Source organism: Kordia sp. (assembly GCF_045105435.1).
Taxonomy (GTDB): domain Bacteria; phylum Bacteroidota; class Bacteroidia; order Flavobacteriales; family Flavobacteriaceae; genus Kordia.
This window is the reverse complement of the sequence record NZ_JBGCDL010000369.1, coordinates 1-15,949: the sequence shown is the minus strand read 5'-3', so window position 1 is coordinate 15,949 and position 15,949 is coordinate 1. Positions and strand designations below refer to the sequence as shown.

Annotated in this window: 13 protein-coding genes; 11 read left to right on the top strand and 2 right to left on the bottom strand. The window is 35.3% G+C overall.

The features are described 5' to 3' along the window. Nucleotides 1-192: 192 nt before the first annotated feature. Entirely contained in the window at nt 193-2,661 is a 2,469-nt protein-coding gene (locus tag AB8B65_RS18645; RefSeq protein WP_405302796.1) for a M14 metallopeptidase family protein, read from the bottom strand. Nucleotides 2,662-2,792: 131 nt separating this feature from the next. Between AB8B65_RS18645 and bshC the strand changes: the two genes are divergently transcribed. The 11 genes from bshC (at nt 2,793) to yidC (ending at nt 14,764) form a co-directional block, all read left to right on the top strand. Continuing rightward, nucleotides 2,793-4,400: a bacillithiol biosynthesis cysteine-adding enzyme BshC gene (gene bshC / locus AB8B65_RS18640; RefSeq protein WP_405302795.1), complete on the top strand. Its 1,608-nt coding sequence runs from the start codon at nt 2,793-2,795 to the stop codon at nt 4,398-4,400. Between the two features lie 89 nt (nt 4,401-4,489). Further along, nucleotides 4,490-6,025: a glutamine-hydrolyzing GMP synthase gene (gene guaA, locus AB8B65_RS18635; RefSeq protein ID WP_405302794.1), complete on the top strand. Its 1,536-nt coding sequence runs from the start codon at nt 4,490-4,492 to the stop codon at nt 6,023-6,025. A gap of 17 nt (nt 6,026-6,042) precedes the next feature. Continuing rightward, nucleotides 6,043-7,971: a LysM peptidoglycan-binding domain-containing protein gene (locus AB8B65_RS18630; RefSeq protein ID WP_405302793.1), complete on the top strand. Its 1,929-nt coding sequence runs from the start codon at nt 6,043-6,045 to the stop codon at nt 7,969-7,971. Nucleotides 7,972-7,990: 19 nt separating this feature from the next. Further along, entirely contained in the window at nt 7,991-8,392 is a 402-nt protein-coding gene (locus AB8B65_RS18625) for an OsmC family protein (protein WP_405302792.1), read from the top strand. Further along, a complete protein-coding gene (locus AB8B65_RS18620) occupies nt 8,393-8,923 on the top strand; it encodes a DUF922 domain-containing protein (RefSeq protein ID WP_405302791.1) in 531 nt (176 codons plus the stop codon). Between the two features lie 13 nt (nt 8,924-8,936). After that, a complete protein-coding gene (locus tag AB8B65_RS18615; RefSeq protein WP_405302790.1) occupies nt 8,937-9,185 on the top strand; it encodes a DUF3820 family protein in 249 nt (82 codons plus the stop codon). Nucleotides 9,186-9,440: 255 nt separating this feature from the next. Beyond that, nucleotides 9,441-10,037: an N-acetylmuramoyl-L-alanine amidase gene (locus AB8B65_RS18610; RefSeq protein ID WP_405302789.1), complete on the top strand. Its 597-nt coding sequence runs from the start codon at nt 9,441-9,443 to the stop codon at nt 10,035-10,037. 20 nt (nt 10,038-10,057) lie between these two features. Beyond that, nucleotides 10,058-10,522, top strand: a complete 465-nt coding sequence (locus AB8B65_RS18605; RefSeq protein WP_405302788.1) for a hypothetical protein — start codon at nt 10,058-10,060, stop codon at nt 10,520-10,522. Between the two features lie 21 nt (nt 10,523-10,543). After that, nucleotides 10,544-10,900 carry a hypothetical protein gene (locus tag AB8B65_RS18600; RefSeq protein ID WP_405302787.1) on the top strand — a complete coding sequence of 119 codons (357 nt, stop codon included), beginning with the start codon at nt 10,544-10,546 and terminating at the stop codon, nt 10,898-10,900. Nucleotides 10,901-11,098: 198 nt separating this feature from the next. Then, nucleotides 11,099-12,733, top strand: coding sequence for a CTP synthase (locus tag AB8B65_RS18595; RefSeq protein WP_405302816.1), 1,635 nt, complete (start codon nt 11,099-11,101; stop codon nt 12,731-12,733). Nucleotides 12,734-12,835: 102 nt separating this feature from the next. Continuing rightward, entirely contained in the window at nt 12,836-14,764 is a 1,929-nt protein-coding gene (gene yidC / locus AB8B65_RS18590; RefSeq protein ID WP_405302786.1) for a membrane protein insertase YidC, read from the top strand. A 932-nt stretch (nt 14,765-15,696) separates the two neighbouring features. Here the strand turns inward: yidC and AB8B65_RS18585 are convergent. Next, nucleotides 15,697-15,949 (bottom strand): glycoside hydrolase family 3 N-terminal domain-containing protein (locus AB8B65_RS18585; protein WP_405302785.1); only part of this gene is annotated, 253 nt, incomplete at its 5' end.

The window sequence follows — 15,949 nt, the reverse complement described above, 5'->3', positions numbered from 1 at the left end:
CTGTTTCTTTTATACTAAAGGCTTAATGTTAGATGTTGAATGTTAAATCTACATCAAAATACTTCTCAAAGTGACATTTGGTAATTTTTAAGCATTTATAACGTTAAAACTATCAAGCAACAGTAATAATATCTAACAGCGCAAAAGCGCGGTCTAACAACAAAGCGGTCTAAAATCTGCGAGCAAAGCGAGCTACAATTCAAAACTATTATTATTCACCATAAAAATTGCATTGGCAAAAAACAGTTTCCCATTTTCCCAAAATGCTCTAAACATTGGATTATCTACCATATAAATCATGCTTCCATTTCCAATTCTGTGTTCTCCAAAAATCAAGGTGTTTTTAATATTTTTTATGGCTTTATGACCTGCAAAACCTGAAATTACTTTATTGTCTTCCAAATACGCTACTGTATAACCATCTTTTAAATAACTGTATGCAGCACTTCCTAACTTCAAGGTGAAATATGAATCGTCATATCCAAAAGCAAGCGGATGTGTCGTATCTACTTTCGTTTTAAAAATAGCACCCGTAATATAATTAGAAATACCAATACGTTCACTTTTTGCATACGAAATAATTTCATCCGAATCTTCCTTTTCTTGTTTCTTTTTAGACAATCCAAAACCATCTTTCCCTTCAAAAGTTTGCAAAGCAGCTTTCATGGCAATTACTTTTCCACCGCGGGAAACCCAATTTTTCAAAGTTTGCAATTGCTTCTTGTCAAATAATTCATCATAATTTCCATCAGGTAAGACCAACACATTAAATGAATTTAATGTATTCGATGAAAAATTAGCAGCATTCACATTCGTAACAGGGAAATTTAATTCTTGCTCAAAAAAGTACCAAAGTTCACCAAAACCTAACGATTCTGTGCCTTTTCCAAACATCACGGCTACTTTTGGCATTTTAATTTCTTTCACATCTGGCGAACCCAAATCGATTCCACTATCTGAAAAACCAGAAGCAAGACTCGTTAAAGAAATTTGATGCTTCTTAGCCAAGTCAACAATTGTTCTATAAAATTGATCTGTATTTTTATTATCACTTTTAGTAATAATCAAAGCACCTCTTTCAAATGTTTCTCCGTTAGAAGTAAATCCTTTCTCGCTAAAACGAACGCGAATTCCGTTTTGTAATAATTTACTCAAATACGCTGCATCTTTCACCGAATTCCAACGTGCAACATACGCAGGTGCGTTACTATTTTGAAATGTAATTAAATTTTCTTTTTGCTCAACATTGGAATTAACAAGTGATTTAGAAGCCGTCGTTTTCAATCCATACGCATACGGAATACTCCAAGCGGTAATATCATACGTAACCGAATCGCTCAATTTTGCGTTTGGTTCAAACAATACTTTTACCATTTTTGCTTTTGGCTGATTGGTACTTACAACCAATGCATTAGAAACAGTTTTCGATTTTTGTGAACCACTTTCATAATCAAATCCTTTTACAGTCGTATTCGTAAAACCATACTTAATTTCGTGTCTGTCTAATAATTCAGTCAATTTATTGATGCGATCTTGATTTCCTTCCATCACATAACTTTTATAGGTGAAATTTTTCTCGCTAAAAAATTTCTTAAACTCCGTATTCAACTTGTCAGCATTCTTTGAAGAAATCTCAACGGTTGACAATCCTGTTGTATGATGATGTGCAATTCGATCTTTCAACGTCAGCAAATCACCTTCATCATTCATAATTGCCAAACCTGCACGTCCGTGTCCTGCTTGCTCATACGTCATTCCAATCGCACCATTAAAAGTAGGATACGTATCTCCGTAACTCGGATAAAACAAATCGAAACGTTCGCGTGTAAAATACAACCAACCTTCTTTGTCAAAATAACCTGCATGATTTTTTCCAATCTGAATTTGGAAATCGCGCTGCCAATCGGTAATTACTTCATGGAAAGGTTCTGCGGCAGGCGCAAAATAATACGGTTCGTTAATACCTTGCTCGTGAAAATCGACATGAATATGTGGCAACCATTTATTATACACTTTCAAGCGTTGACGCGTTTCTACTTGTGTTGCCCAAGCCCAATCTCTGTTCAAATCGAATAAATAATGATTTGATCTTCCTCGGCGCCAAGGTTCGTTATGTTCAGTTGCTTTCTGATTCGAATTATAAGGAACACTTGCAACTTGATTGTACCAATTTACATACCTATCACGTCCATCCGGATTAATACACGGATCTATAACCACCACCGTATTTTGCAACCAAGCTTTCTTGGAAGTAATCAATTCGTAAATCGTTTTCATGGAAGCTTCTGTACTTGACGATTCGTTTCCATGCACATTATAACTCAACCAAACAATGGCTTTATCTGCGGAAGCGGACGAATTTTCAATTCCCGCATTTGCCAAATGATTTTTTCGAATACTTTCCAAATTCCCTAAATTTTCAGCCGTAGACACATACGCAACTTGCAACAAACGTTGTTCATTTGTACGTCCATATTCTTCCAATTGAATCATATTAGAAGCTTTCGCTAGATACTGATAATAGTCAACCACACGAAAATGATTGGTAAATCGTGTTCCCAATTCATAACCCAAAAACTCGTCAGGCGATTGAATATTTTGTGAAAAAACAGTAGTGGAAATAATTAAAAATGAAAGTAAAGTAAAAAAATGTCGTCTCATTATATTGAATAAGTTATAGATACATCAAAGCTAACCAATATAATTTTGAAAAAGAATATCTTAACGAAATTTTGAGAAAATCGCATTCAAATAACTTTATCTTTGCAACTTTAAAATTCTGACGACCCACTATGCCAACTGAATGTATTTCGTACCAAGAAACTGGATATTTTTCTCCGATAATGTGTGATTATTTAGCCGAAAATAATTCGCTAAAACCATTTTATCACCGTTTTCCGAAACTAGAAAACTTTGAAGCGCAAATTCTAGAAAAACAACAATCTCGTTTAACAGATACTTCACAAAGAGCCATTTTGTCAAAAGCAATAACAGTACAATATGCAGCTGTAGCCGCTTCCGGAAAAACGTTGCAAAACATTCAAAAGCTTGCCAATTCAAATACATTTACCATTACAACAGGTCATCAATTAAACCTATTCACAGGTCCGTTGTACTTTCTATATAAAATTATTTCTACCATTAATTTGTCGGAAACACTCAAAGAAAAACATCCGCAATATGATTTTGTGCCTATTTATTGGATGGCTTCGGAAGATCATGACTTTGACGAAATCTGCTACTTCAATTACAAAGGCAAAAAAGTACGTTGGAATCGGGAAGCAAGTGGCGCAGTTGGCGAATTATCAACAGAAGGATTGCAAGCAGTTTTTGAAGAATTTGCTGAAAAATTAGGAAACAGCAACAATGCCAAATACTTACAATCGCTTTTTGAAGATGGATATGTAAAGCACAACAATCTTACGGACGCGACGCGTTATATTGCCAACGAATTATTCAAGCGTTACGGTTTGGTCATTGTGGATGGAAATGATACGGAACTAAAAAGACTATTCATTCCGTTTGTAGAAAACGAGTTGTTTCAACAAACGGCACACAAAAAAGTGTTGGAAACTGCCAACAATCTGACGAAAGTCAACAAATCATACAAAATTCAAGTCAATCCAAGAGAAATAAACTTATTCTATATCAATGACGGAATTCGCGAACGTATTATTGAAAACGATGGTGTTTTTACAGTAAATAACACTTCCGTGAGATGGAACTCAGAGCAAATAAAACAAGAAGTTCATGCACATCCTGAGCGTTTCTCACCAAATGCATTATTGCGTCCGTTGTACCAAGAGATCATTCTGCCAAACCTTTGTTACATTGGTGGTGGCGGAGAATTGGCGTATTGGCTCGAATTAAAAACGTATTTTGAAGCCGTAAACGTAACCTTTCCTATGTTGTTATTGCGAAACTCCGCAGTTGTAAAAACGGCGAAACAATCGGAAAAGATGGAAAAACTCAACATTTCTAATCGTGACTTATTCCTAAAAAGAGATGTGTTTGTAAACAAAAAAGTAAAAGAATTAAGTGACATTGAAATTGATTTTTCTTCTCAAAAACAGCACTTGCAACAACAATTTAAACACTTATACAAACTTGCCGAACAAACTGACAAATCCTTTCTTGGCGCTGTAGCTGCACAAGAAAAAAAGCAACTCAACGGTTTACAACACTTAGAAAAACGTTTGTTGACCGCTCAAAAAAGAGGTCTGCAAGACAAAGTTTCAAGAAGTACTGAATTGCAAGAATTGTTATTTCCTAACAAATCACTGCAAGAACGTCAACTCAACTTCTCAGAATTATATTTAGAATATGGTGAAACCTTAATTCCAACTTTAGTAGCACATTTGCAACCGTTATCGGGTGAATTTTTGGTGTTGGAGCTTTAAAAAAGAGTGCTAAAAACCGTTGTGAATATCCTATAAAAAAATCTTCAATTGAAGTGTTAAAATCTAAAATCTAAATACTACTTTTGCGTATGCAACACGACAAGGTATTAATTTTAGACTTCGGATCGCAATACACACAACTAATTGCGCGCAGAGTTCGAGAACTGAACATCTATTCCGAAATTTTTCCATTCAATAAAATTCCAACAAACGTAAACGAATACAAAGCAGTCATTCTTTCGGGAAGCCCAATGTCTGTACGTTCTGAAAATGCGTTTCATCCAGATTTAAAAGACATTCGCGGTAAAAAACCAATGCTTGCTGTTTGTTACGGAGCGCAATATTTAGCACACTTTTCTGGCGGAGAAGTTGCCGAATCAAATACACGCGAATATGGACGTGCAAATTTGAGTTTTGTAGAAGAAAGTGAACCATTTTTAGCTGGAATTTCAGAAGGAAGTCAAGTGTGGATGAGTCACAGTGATACCATCAAAAATTTACCAACCAACGGAAAATTATTGGCAAGCACGCACGATGTGGAAAATGCAGCGTACAAAATAGAAGGAGAAACTACGTATGCAATTCAATTTCATCCAGAAGTATATCATTCCACAGATGGAAAACAATTGCTGGAAAATTTCTTAGTACACATTGCCAATGTAAATCCAGATTGGACACCAAACGCCTTTGTTGACGAAACGGTAGCAGACTTAAAAGCGCAACTTGGAAATGACAAAGTTGTCTTAGGCTTATCTGGCGGAGTTGACTCAAGTGTCGCCGCAATGTTATTACACAAAGCCATTGGCGAAAACCTATATTGCATCTTTGTAAACAATGGTTTATTACGTAAAAATGAATTTTCAGGCGTACTAAAACAGTACGAAGGTATGGGACTCAATGTAAAAGGAGTAGATGCTTCGGCACGCTTTTTGGATGCGCTAGCAGGACTGAGCGATCCTGAGAAAAAACGAAAAGCCATTGGTCGTGTATTTATTGAAGTATTTGATGATGAAGCAACACAAATACAAGATGTAACTTGGTTGGCACAAGGAACTATTTATCCAGATGTGATAGAAAGCGTGAGTGCAACAGGCGGACCAAGTGCAACCATAAAAAGTCACCACAATGTTGGTGGTTTGCCAGATTTTATGAAATTAAAAATCGTAGAGCCACTAAAAGCATTGTTTAAAGATGAGGTTCGTAGAGTTGGTGCTTCTATGGGAATGGACAAACAATTATTAGGTCGTCATCCATTTCCAGGGCCAGGATTGGCAATTAGAATATTAGGAGATATCACCGCGGAAAAAGTTCGTATATTACAAGAAGTTGACGCGGTTTTTATTGACGGATTACGCGAGTGGAATTTATACGACAAAGTATGGCAAGCAGGCGCAATTTTGTTACCTGTAAACTCAGTAGGAGTCATGGGAGACGAACGAACATATGAAAAAGTAGTGGCATTGCGTGCGGTAGAAAGTACAGATGGTATGACAGCCGATTGGGTAGATTTACCTTATAAATTTTTACAAAAAGTATCGAACGATATAATAAATAAAGTAAAAGGCGTTAATAGAGTAGTGTACGACATTAGCTCAAAACCGCCAGCAACCATCGAATGGGAATAATTAATTAAGAACAGAGAATGAAGAAGTTTTTAGGATTTTTTTTAGTGATTTTATTGACAAGTTGTTCTGCAACGGCACAACAATACAAAAGTCATAAAGTATCAAGAGGTGAAACGTTGGAAAGTATTGCCAAACAGTACGACATCAATCCAGATGACATTATCAAACTGAACCCAGAAGCGAGAAGAGGTGTTCGTAGAAATAGCATGCTTATCATTCCATCAAAATCGATTAAGCCAGCTACAGATGTCAATGTTACGTTTACCAATCATAAAGTAAGAAGAAAGGAAACGCTGTATGGTATTGCAAAAAAATATGGTATTACCGAAAAAGACATTCTAAAGTATAATGAAAAAGTTGCTAAAGAAGGCTTAAAAAAAGGAGATCGTATTGCCATTCCTCAATTTAAAAAGGGACCGGCAAAAGAAGAAACTGCGGAAAACAATAAAGAAGAAGAAACAAAAAACACGGAACCTTCTTTTGAAATATATACGGTAAAAGCCAAAGAAACGAAATGGGGAATTGCACATAGTTACGGACTTACGATCGAAGAACTAGAAGAAATCAATCCGGAAATTAAAGATGGTTTAAAAATTGGACAGGAAATAAAATTGCCAATTCGTTCAGAAAAACCAGCAATAGTAAGTGTGGAAAAGTATGTGTTTTACGATGTAAAGCCAAAGCAAACGATGTATACGCTTACGCGAAAATTAGGATTCTCGGAAGATGAATTAATTTTACTAAATCCAGCCTTAAAAGATGGTTTAAAAGCCGGAATGGTTTTAAAAATTCCGATTGCCAAAACAGAAGAAAATACTGACTTGGAAGTAATTGATGCTGTCATTGTTGATAAATTCAATTTCTTGGAAAATGCAAATCCTGAAAATGTTTCTAATATTGTTATCATGTTGCCGTTTAAGTTGGACGAAATGGACATGGATTCTGTTAGTCAGACAAAAGAAAAACTCAAAAAAGACAAACTATTAGGATATGCAACTGATTTCTACACAGGTTCATTAATGGCGTTAGATTCTATTAAAAAACTTGGATTCTCAGTGAATGTAAAAGTGATAGACAATGGCGGAAAAAAAGGAACGACTCGTACTGCCATCACAGAAAATGATTTTACAGATGTGCATGCAGTCATTGGTCCAATCTTAGATTCAAATGTTGATATTGTTGCTTCTGAGTTGAAATCAGATGGAATTTCTGTCTTTTCTCCACTTACAAATAAAGAAGTGAAGCACAGAAACGTATTTCAAACAATTCCAGACAAAAAATTACTAGAGAAAAAAATGTTGGAGTTCTTAAAAAAGAACGGTCAAGATAAAAATGTAATCATCATTGCAGATAAAACGAAAGCGAGTATAAAAGCTACGTTGCAATCTATTTTACCAAATCATACAGTTTTTAATCCTGAAAAAGGAAACTATATTAAACCTGCTTTAATTCTTCCACATCTGAAACAAGACATGGAAACTTGGGTGGTTTTAGAAACGGATGACTTATCATTAATAGCAAATGTAACTTCGGTACTAAACTCGTATGCAACAACCGACAAACGTAAAATTGTATTATTAACAACGAATAAAAGTAGTAAATACGATAACAGTCAAAACATCTATTACAGTCACTTAGCCAATCTTAACTTTCATTATCCTTCTATAGATAAACCTTCGTCACTAGAAAATAAATTTGTAAAAGAATACAAAGCATTATATGGTATTTCTCCAAGTAGAATTGCCACGCGAGGATTTGATATTACGTTCGATGTTTTAGTCCGTTTAGTATACGATCAAAACCTAGCAAAAAGTGTTCGAACAGGAACAGAAACAAACTATGTAGAAAATAAATTTGACTACAGAAAAAAAACATTTGGCGGTTTCTTTAATCAAGGTGTTTATATCGTACGATACGATGGACTAGATGTTAAAGAAGTTAAATAATAAAATTTACATGCAAAACATGACTTCAAAAGTAACGTATACTGGAAGCCTTAGAACGGTTTCTACACACATAAAATCTGGAAATGAATTCATAACTGACGCGCCTACAGACAATAATGGCAAAGGAGAAGCGTTCTCGCCTACAGATACTGTTGCGACAGGACTCGCAAGTTGTATGTTGACAGTAATGGGAATTAAAGCAGGACAACTCGGTGTAAATATGGAAAACACCACCGCAGAAGTTACCAAAACAATGGCTTCAAATCCAAGACGAATTTCAAAAATAGAAGTGCAAATTCACTTGCCTTTTGAAGCGGACGACAAAACCAAGAAAATACTAGAAAACACAGCGAAAACCTGTCCTGTACATTACAGTCTTCATCCAGATATTGAAAAAATTGTTGAATTTCATTGGAAGTAAATGTATAGACTCTTAGGCATACTTTGTATTTTTCTACTCGTTCAAGACGAAGAAGTCATTACGTGGTCAAAAGCGCAGAAACTACATTGGGGAAATTTTAAAGATGCACCCGATTACGATTCGGATGCCGTAGCCATTACCGCTTCCGGAATTACTTATGGTTTTAGTTCAAAAACGTATTCTAATAGTGATAAAATAGAATATACAACTAATGTTAAAGCGCAATTTTATCCAGAGCAATCGTGGTATTTAAAAGAGCGCGTAAATGATACTGTATTAGGACACGAACAATTACATTTTGATATTTCGGAGTTGCATGCGCGAAAATTTCGAAAACGAATTGCTAACACAAAATTCACTAAAAACATTCAGCAAGAAATTGCTAAAATCTACGACCAAGTCAACAAAGAACTACGAGAAATGCAAAATGCGTATGACAATGGTTCGGACTATTCCAGAGATTATACAGGACAAATAAAGTGGCAAGAACAAGTAGCGCGCGAACTTCAAAAATACAACAAGTACAAGTGATCTGTAACTGCAAATGACCGATTTTCCTAACAAAGAAGCGCAACAAAAATTGCTCATAGAATTGGCGCACGCCAAAATGCCTTTCGGTAAATACGAAGGCAGGTATTTAGTAAACTTACCTGAACGCTACCTAATTTGGTATCGACAAAAAGGATTTCCCAAAGGAAAACTAGGAAAACAACTCGAACAAATGCTCGATATCAAAATCAATGGTTTAGAACCGATGATTCGCAATATTCAAAAACACTTTGAAAAGCAGTAGCTAAAATTTCATATTCCTAACAAAGAGAGTAGAATGCTTTTTCCCGCTACTGCGGAATCAACTCTTAAAAACTTCACAAATCCAATACAACATTAACGAACATTTAACCTGCAAGGACGGAAAAGGTGTTTTTCCCCTTTCGCTAATTTTAAAATATTCCATACCTTTAAGAATTCCCCTTTTACATAAATTCAATAAGTAAAACATGTACTTATTAGTTATTTTGAAGGGATTTTTTGTTTAAAACACATAACTATGATCGTATTACTAGACAATGGACACGGAGGATTAATTAACGGACAATACCAAACACCCGGAAAACGTTCTCCTATATGGAATGATGGCACGCAACTATTTGAAGGCGAATTCAATCGAGCCATCGTCAATGGAATTATTGAAGAACTCACTACACTTGGTATTCCGTATGAAAACTTAGCACCAGAATACAGAGATGTAACTTTGCAAACACGTGTGCGAAGAGCCAATAAATACGGTTCTCGAAACTGTTTCTATATCAGTGTACACTCAAATGCTGGTGGCGGACATGGAAGCGAAATATTTACCTCTGTTCGGAATACAAGAAGTGATGCAATTGCAACTGTTTTTGGAGAAGAATTCAAAAGAGAATTTCCAAATAGAAGATTGCGTACCGATTTCTCAGACGGTGATTTAGACAAAGAAAAAAACTTTTATGTGCTAAAACACACTAAAATGCCAGCCATTTTGACCGAAAACTTCTTTATGGATAATGAAGAAGAATGTAAATCTATCTTAATGACGCGTGAAGGACGATTAAAAGTTATTCAGTATCATATAAACGCGATCAAAAGAGTACAACACGAATTATTTTAACCTTACATAACATTCAAAATATGAAAACACGTTATTATGCAATGTATCTAAGCGCATTGGCATTTTTATTAGTAACCTCTTGTGCGTCACTTCGTACGGCTGCTTTTGACCAATATTCCTATCAAAAAGGAACAGAAATAAAAGTAGATGCTACGCGATTAATGGCAAAAGCCACGATGTCTTACGATTCGCAAACAGCAGCGATAGATAACTTTGAAGCGGAATTAGAAAAAATGGTTGAATATGAAAAAAACAAACCAGACAATACCATAAGTTACGCGATGTGGAAAATGATAGCAAATCCAGATAAAAACTTCATCGCAGGATTCTTAAAACGTTGGAAAGACAAAGGAACACTATCTACTTTCTTTATCAACGAAGCAAAAGGACAAACAGTTGAAGCCTTGGATTTAATTCTACAATACGAAGGAAAAAAAGATCCTGCCGCAGAAAAAAGACTGAAAGGAATGTTAGGAATACAATAACGACATAACAACATATAAAATATGGACTTTAAAGATTTATTGAAAGAATTAAAAGGAAACCTATTAGGATTGATGGGTTCTAAATTTGACGACTTAAAAGATGAGTCAAAAAAAGATGTGCAAGATTTTTTAAACGCATCTAAAGCAAAGTTAGAACGTTGGACAACACTACTTGCCGAAGGTAACATTACACTTGATGATTATAAGTGGTTAGTAGAAAGTCAAAAGGATTTAGTAGTACTGAAAGGACTCTACGCTGCAGGTGTTTCCAAAATAAAACTAGGACATTTAAAAAATAGTATCCTAGATACGGTCATCAATACAGCTATTGGTTTTGTAAAACCTAACGAGGATAAAAAAGATGAAGCAAACGCCTAATACAATTGCCAAAAAATCAATGCTACATAGTTTAGTGTGATTTTGCAAAACATAGCATGCTGATAATCAGTTTTATCAGAAAAAAAATATAAAGGTTGAATACACTTGAAAAATAGTTATTCAACCTTTATTATTTATAAATTCTTCTTTGTACTTTTGCCGCCAAATACAACAACAACACAACACACAATTACTATAATGGCAAACACCAAATACATATTTGTTACGGGTGGTGTTACTTCTTCTTTGGGGAAAGGAATCATTGCGGCTTCATTAGCCAAATTACTCCAAGCAAGAGGTTACAGAACTACCATTCAAAAACTAGATCCATACATCAATGTCGATCCTGGAACGCTAAATCCGTATGAGCATGGCGAATGCTACGTAACGGATGATGGCGCAGAAACCGATTTAGATTTAGGACACTACGAACGTTTTTTAAATGTTCCTACCTCACAAGCAAATAATGTAACTACAGGTCGTATTTATCAAAGTGTGATAGAAAAAGAACGTAGAGGTGAATTCTTAGGGAAAACGGTGCAAGTAGTTCCACATATTACAAACGAAATCAAAGAACGCATTCAAATTCTTGGGAAATCAGGAAACTACGACATTGTTATAACGGAAATTGGAGGAACTGTCGGAGATATTGAATCATTACCGTACATAGAAGCTGTTCGTCAATTACTGTGGGAATTAGGAGATGACAATGGAATGGTAATTCATTTAACCTTAGTGCCGTATCTATCTGCCGCAGGCGAACTCAAAACAAAACCAACGCAACATTCTGTAAAAACCTTAATGGAAAGCGGAATCAAAGCAGATGTTTTAGTGTGTAGAACGGAACATGAACTCTCAGAAGAATTACGTCACAAACTAGCTTTATTCTGCAACGTAAAACGTGAAGCAGTTATTCAGTCTATCGATGCAAAAACCATTTATGATGTGCCAAATTTAATGTTGGAAGAACGTTTGGACGCAGTGGTAATGAAGAAGCTGAATTTGGTAGACGAAGGAACACCAGCGTTAACAACTTGGAATAAATTCCTAACCAAACTAAAAAATCCTAAAAATGAAGTCACAATCGGACTCATTGGAAAATATGTAGAATTACAAGATTCATACAAATCTATCTTAGAAGCGTTCATTCATGCAGGAGCAGAAAACGAAATCAAAGTAAAAGTAGAATCTATTCATTCAGAACACATTGCCGAAAAAACCATTGCCGAAAAGTTTAAAAACTTAGATGGGATTTTAGTTGCGCCAGGATTTGGAGATCGTGGAATAGAAGGAAAAATTCGTGCCGTTCAATATGCACGTGAGCACAATGTCCCATTCCTGGGAATTTGCTTAGGTATGCAAATGGCAGTAATTGAATTCTCAAGAAACGTATTAGGTTTAGACAGTGCCAACTCTACGGAGATGAATCCGAACACAGCTAGTCCAGTAATTAACTTGATGGAAGCGCAAAAAGAAGTCACAGACAAAGGCGGAACAATGCGTTTAGGTGCGTGGGAATGCGAACTAAAAGAAGGAAGCAAAGTACACGACATTTACGGGAAATCGATGATCTTAGAACGTCATCGCCATCGTTATGAATTCAATAATGATTATAAAGAGAAAATAGAAAATGCAGGATTAATTGCTACAGGTTTCAACCCAAAAACAGGTTTGGTAGAAATAGTAGAATTGCCATCACATCCATGGTTTATAGGCGTGCAATATCATCCTGAATACAAAAGTACAGTAGCCAATCCGCATCCACTATTTGTAGCGTTTGTAAAAGCAGCGTTGGTACATGCAGAGAAAAAACAAAATGCCACTATGGCATAAAAATAAAAATTGGTTGCCTTTTTGAGTAACAAAAAAACAAAAAAGAAGTCTAGTAAAACAGATAGAAATCTTTTAGTGAGATTAGCATAAATTATCGATTAAATGGAAGAAAATAAGTTTGATTACAAACAATTAATAGGATTTGCTCTAATAGCCTTAATTGGAGTTTTTTGGTTAAACAGTGTAAAACCAACGGAGGAAGAAGCTGCAAAAGCCGAAGCTGAAAGGGCAAAAACAGAACAAGTCGCAACCGATAGTACAAAAACTACGACTCCAAAAACGGAAGTTCCAGAAGTTGCTACCTTAAATTTAAATGATTCCACGCAAGTGGCTAAATACAAAAACGCTACAGGTGCATTTGGTTTCAACGCAGGAAAAGTTTCTTTAGATGAGGTAACTACGATTGAAAACGATTTAATTTCCCTGAAAATAAGTAACAGAGGAGGACAAATTGTAGAAGCCTTAATCAAAGGGAAAAGAGATAACGGAAAAGTAGAAAAGCTTGAAACGTATGACAAAAAACCTGTATATCTTGTAAAAGATGGAAACGCATCGTTCGGGTTAAACCTAACAACAGCTGATAATCGTGTAATCAATACAAAAGATGCACCTTTTGAGCCAACTTATACAGAAACTGATGGTGTAAAAGTACTTTCGATGAAACTGAAAGTTGCTGCCGACAAATTCCTAGAATACAGATACGAATTAAAAGATGATTACATGATGGATTTTACCGTGCGTTCGCAAGGACTTAACGGATTCATCAATGCAAGTCAACCTGTAAACATGGAATGGAAACTAAAAAGTTTCAGACATGCAAAAAGTGTAACGTATGAAAACCGTTATACAGATTTACACTACGAATACGAAGATGGAAAAGATAGCTACCTAGGGCAAATGACCGATGAGGAAAAACCTAAAGGAGTTACTTGGTTAGGGTATAAGCAGCATTTCTTTACTTCTATCTTATTAACAGATATACCTTTTAGAAGAGCAGATATTACTTCGGAAAACATTGTAGACAGCGAAATGGCTGAGAAAGATGTTAAATTTTTAAAGAACTTTAGTTCTACTATTCCACTAGAGTTAAAAGGTGGCGAATTAAACTATGCAATGGATATGTATCATGGTCCTACCGATTATGACACACTTTCAGCGTATGACAGAAACTTAGATGAAATTGTACCATTAGGTTGGGGGATTTTTGGTTGGATAAACCGTTACTTCTTAATTCCATTATTCGGATTATTAAGTGCATTCTTACCAGCAGGTATTGCCATTATTGTAATGACTATTATGGTGCGATTATTACTTTCGCCAATCACATACAAGTCATACTTGTCACAGGCCAAGATGAAAGTAATTCGCCCAGAGGTGAACGAAATCAACGCAAAGTACAAGGACGATGCAATGAAGAAGCAACAAGAAACAATGAAATTATACGGAAAAGCAGGCGTCAGTCCAATGGCAGGTTGTATTCCTGCGTTGATGCAAATTCCTGTATTTTATGCGTTATTCATGTTTTTCCCATCTGCATTTGAACTCAGACAAAAAAGTTTCTTATGGGCAGAAGATTTATCGTCGTATGATACAATTTACCAATTCCCAGAAGGATTTAGTATTCCGTTATATGGAGATCATATCAGTTTATTCCCGATTCTAGCTTCTATTGCTATCTTTTTCTATATGAGAATGACAACAGGTCAGCAAATGAATTCAATGCAACAACCGAAGCAAGATGGAATGCCAGACATGAGTAAAATGATGAAATACATGATGTATTTCTCACCACTAATGATGTTATTCTTCTTTAACAACTACGCGAGTGGATTAAGTTTATACTATTTCGTATCCAACTTAATTACAATCGGAATCATGTTAGTGATCAAGAAATATATCATTGATGATGAAAAAATTCACGCACGAATTCAAGAAAACAAAAAGAAGCCGAAGAAGCAGAATCGTTTCCAAAAGAAAATGCAAACGATGATGGAACAAGCGGAAGCACAGAAAAAGGCGAAAGGGAAATAGGTTTAATTAGACCGCACATATGTGCTGTTAGAAGTTAGACCGCTTGCGCTCTTAGATCGCAATGCTTTTAGACTTACTCTTGCTGACGCAAGAATTTAAAAAGAATACTGTTTTTTACAATCATATAAAAAGCTTCTCAGTTTGAGGAGCTTTTTTTTGTGAATAGATTTGTTATTAGATTGAGTTTATTTTATTGATTTGTCAATTTGTTCGTTTCATTTAGACAAGAATCAAAAACCTATAATCATAGTAGTTGTATTTCAAAACGTCACTTCGAGTAAATTTCTGATAAGAAATTTGTATCGAGAAGTACTTTGAAACTTTAATATGAAACTCTGAATATAAAATTTCCACATTCGTCAAGTCGAACTTGATTCGGTTTCCCATGGCGACAAACCTAACTTCATGCGATGCTGAATCAAGTTCAGCATGACGCTAAAAACCATTTTAGTTTTCTAAATCTAGAATTGAAATTTGCAATATCTCAATACTAATGACTCACTATTTATTTTCAGACGTCACTTCGAGTAATTTTCGTAATGAAATGAAGAAAATTATATCGAGAAGTACTATGAGATCGTTGATTAAAAGGAAGTAGATTACATCGTCGTAAACTTCTCGTAATGACGTTTTAAACATTTTCATATTAAGAATCACAACGCATCACTTAGAGCGAAATTCTGAAATAATTTAGTATCGAGAAGTACAATAAATGTATTGATTAAAAGGAAGTAAATAACATCATTAAATTCCACAAAATAGCATCAGAAAAAACTTTTATATTTAAAAAATCCGACACCACAATACACAAGTCTAAAAGCGTTCACACTGAGCGAAGTCGAAGTGAAGCGTTCTAGCATCTAACAGCACGCAAGTGCGCTCTAAAAGCGCATAGCGCGGTCTAATATCTAACAGCACAGCGATCTAAAAAATCAAAGATTTTTCTTAAACTTCAAAATACGCTGATACGATTCGTTAATACGTTTCTCTGAAATCTCTCCATCAGCAATCATCTTCTTTACAATATCAATAATATCTTTCGGGAGAATCATGCCGCGACCTTTCATCGGAATATGATTTGAAAACATTAATACATCAACGCCAGCATGAATTGCCATTTGAATCGATTTCTCAAAACCAAACTGATCAGCAATCGCTTTCATTTGCATATCATCAGAAAAAATA

What these genes read in the sequence shown, in the direction of transcription:
- AB8B65_RS18645 (WP_405302796.1), bottom strand. Translation starts at nt 2,661, where the DNA reads ATGAGACGACATTTTTTTACTTTACTTTCATTTTTAATTATTTCCACT.
- bshC (WP_405302795.1), top strand. Translation starts at nt 2,793, where the DNA reads ATGCCAACTGAATGTATTTCGTACCAAGAAACTGGATATTTTTCTCCG.
- guaA (WP_405302794.1), top strand. Translation starts at nt 4,490, where the DNA reads ATGCAACACGACAAGGTATTAATTTTAGACTTCGGATCGCAATACACA.
- AB8B65_RS18630 (WP_405302793.1), top strand. Translation starts at nt 6,043, where the DNA reads ATGAAGAAGTTTTTAGGATTTTTTTTAGTGATTTTATTGACAAGTTGT.
- AB8B65_RS18625 (WP_405302792.1), top strand. Translation starts at nt 7,991, where the DNA reads ATGACTTCAAAAGTAACGTATACTGGAAGCCTTAGAACGGTTTCTACA.
- AB8B65_RS18620 (WP_405302791.1), top strand. Translation starts at nt 8,393, where the DNA reads ATGTATAGACTCTTAGGCATACTTTGTATTTTTCTACTCGTTCAAGAC.
- AB8B65_RS18615 (WP_405302790.1), top strand. Translation starts at nt 8,937, where the DNA reads ATGACCGATTTTCCTAACAAAGAAGCGCAACAAAAATTGCTCATAGAA.
- AB8B65_RS18610 (WP_405302789.1), top strand. Translation starts at nt 9,441, where the DNA reads ATGATCGTATTACTAGACAATGGACACGGAGGATTAATTAACGGACAA.
- AB8B65_RS18605 (WP_405302788.1), top strand. Translation starts at nt 10,058, where the DNA reads ATGAAAACACGTTATTATGCAATGTATCTAAGCGCATTGGCATTTTTA.
- AB8B65_RS18600 (WP_405302787.1), top strand. Translation starts at nt 10,544, where the DNA reads ATGGACTTTAAAGATTTATTGAAAGAATTAAAAGGAAACCTATTAGGA.
- AB8B65_RS18595 (WP_405302816.1), top strand. Translation starts at nt 11,099, where the DNA reads ATGGCAAACACCAAATACATATTTGTTACGGGTGGTGTTACTTCTTCT.
- yidC (WP_405302786.1), top strand. Translation starts at nt 12,836, where the DNA reads ATGGAAGAAAATAAGTTTGATTACAAACAATTAATAGGATTTGCTCTA.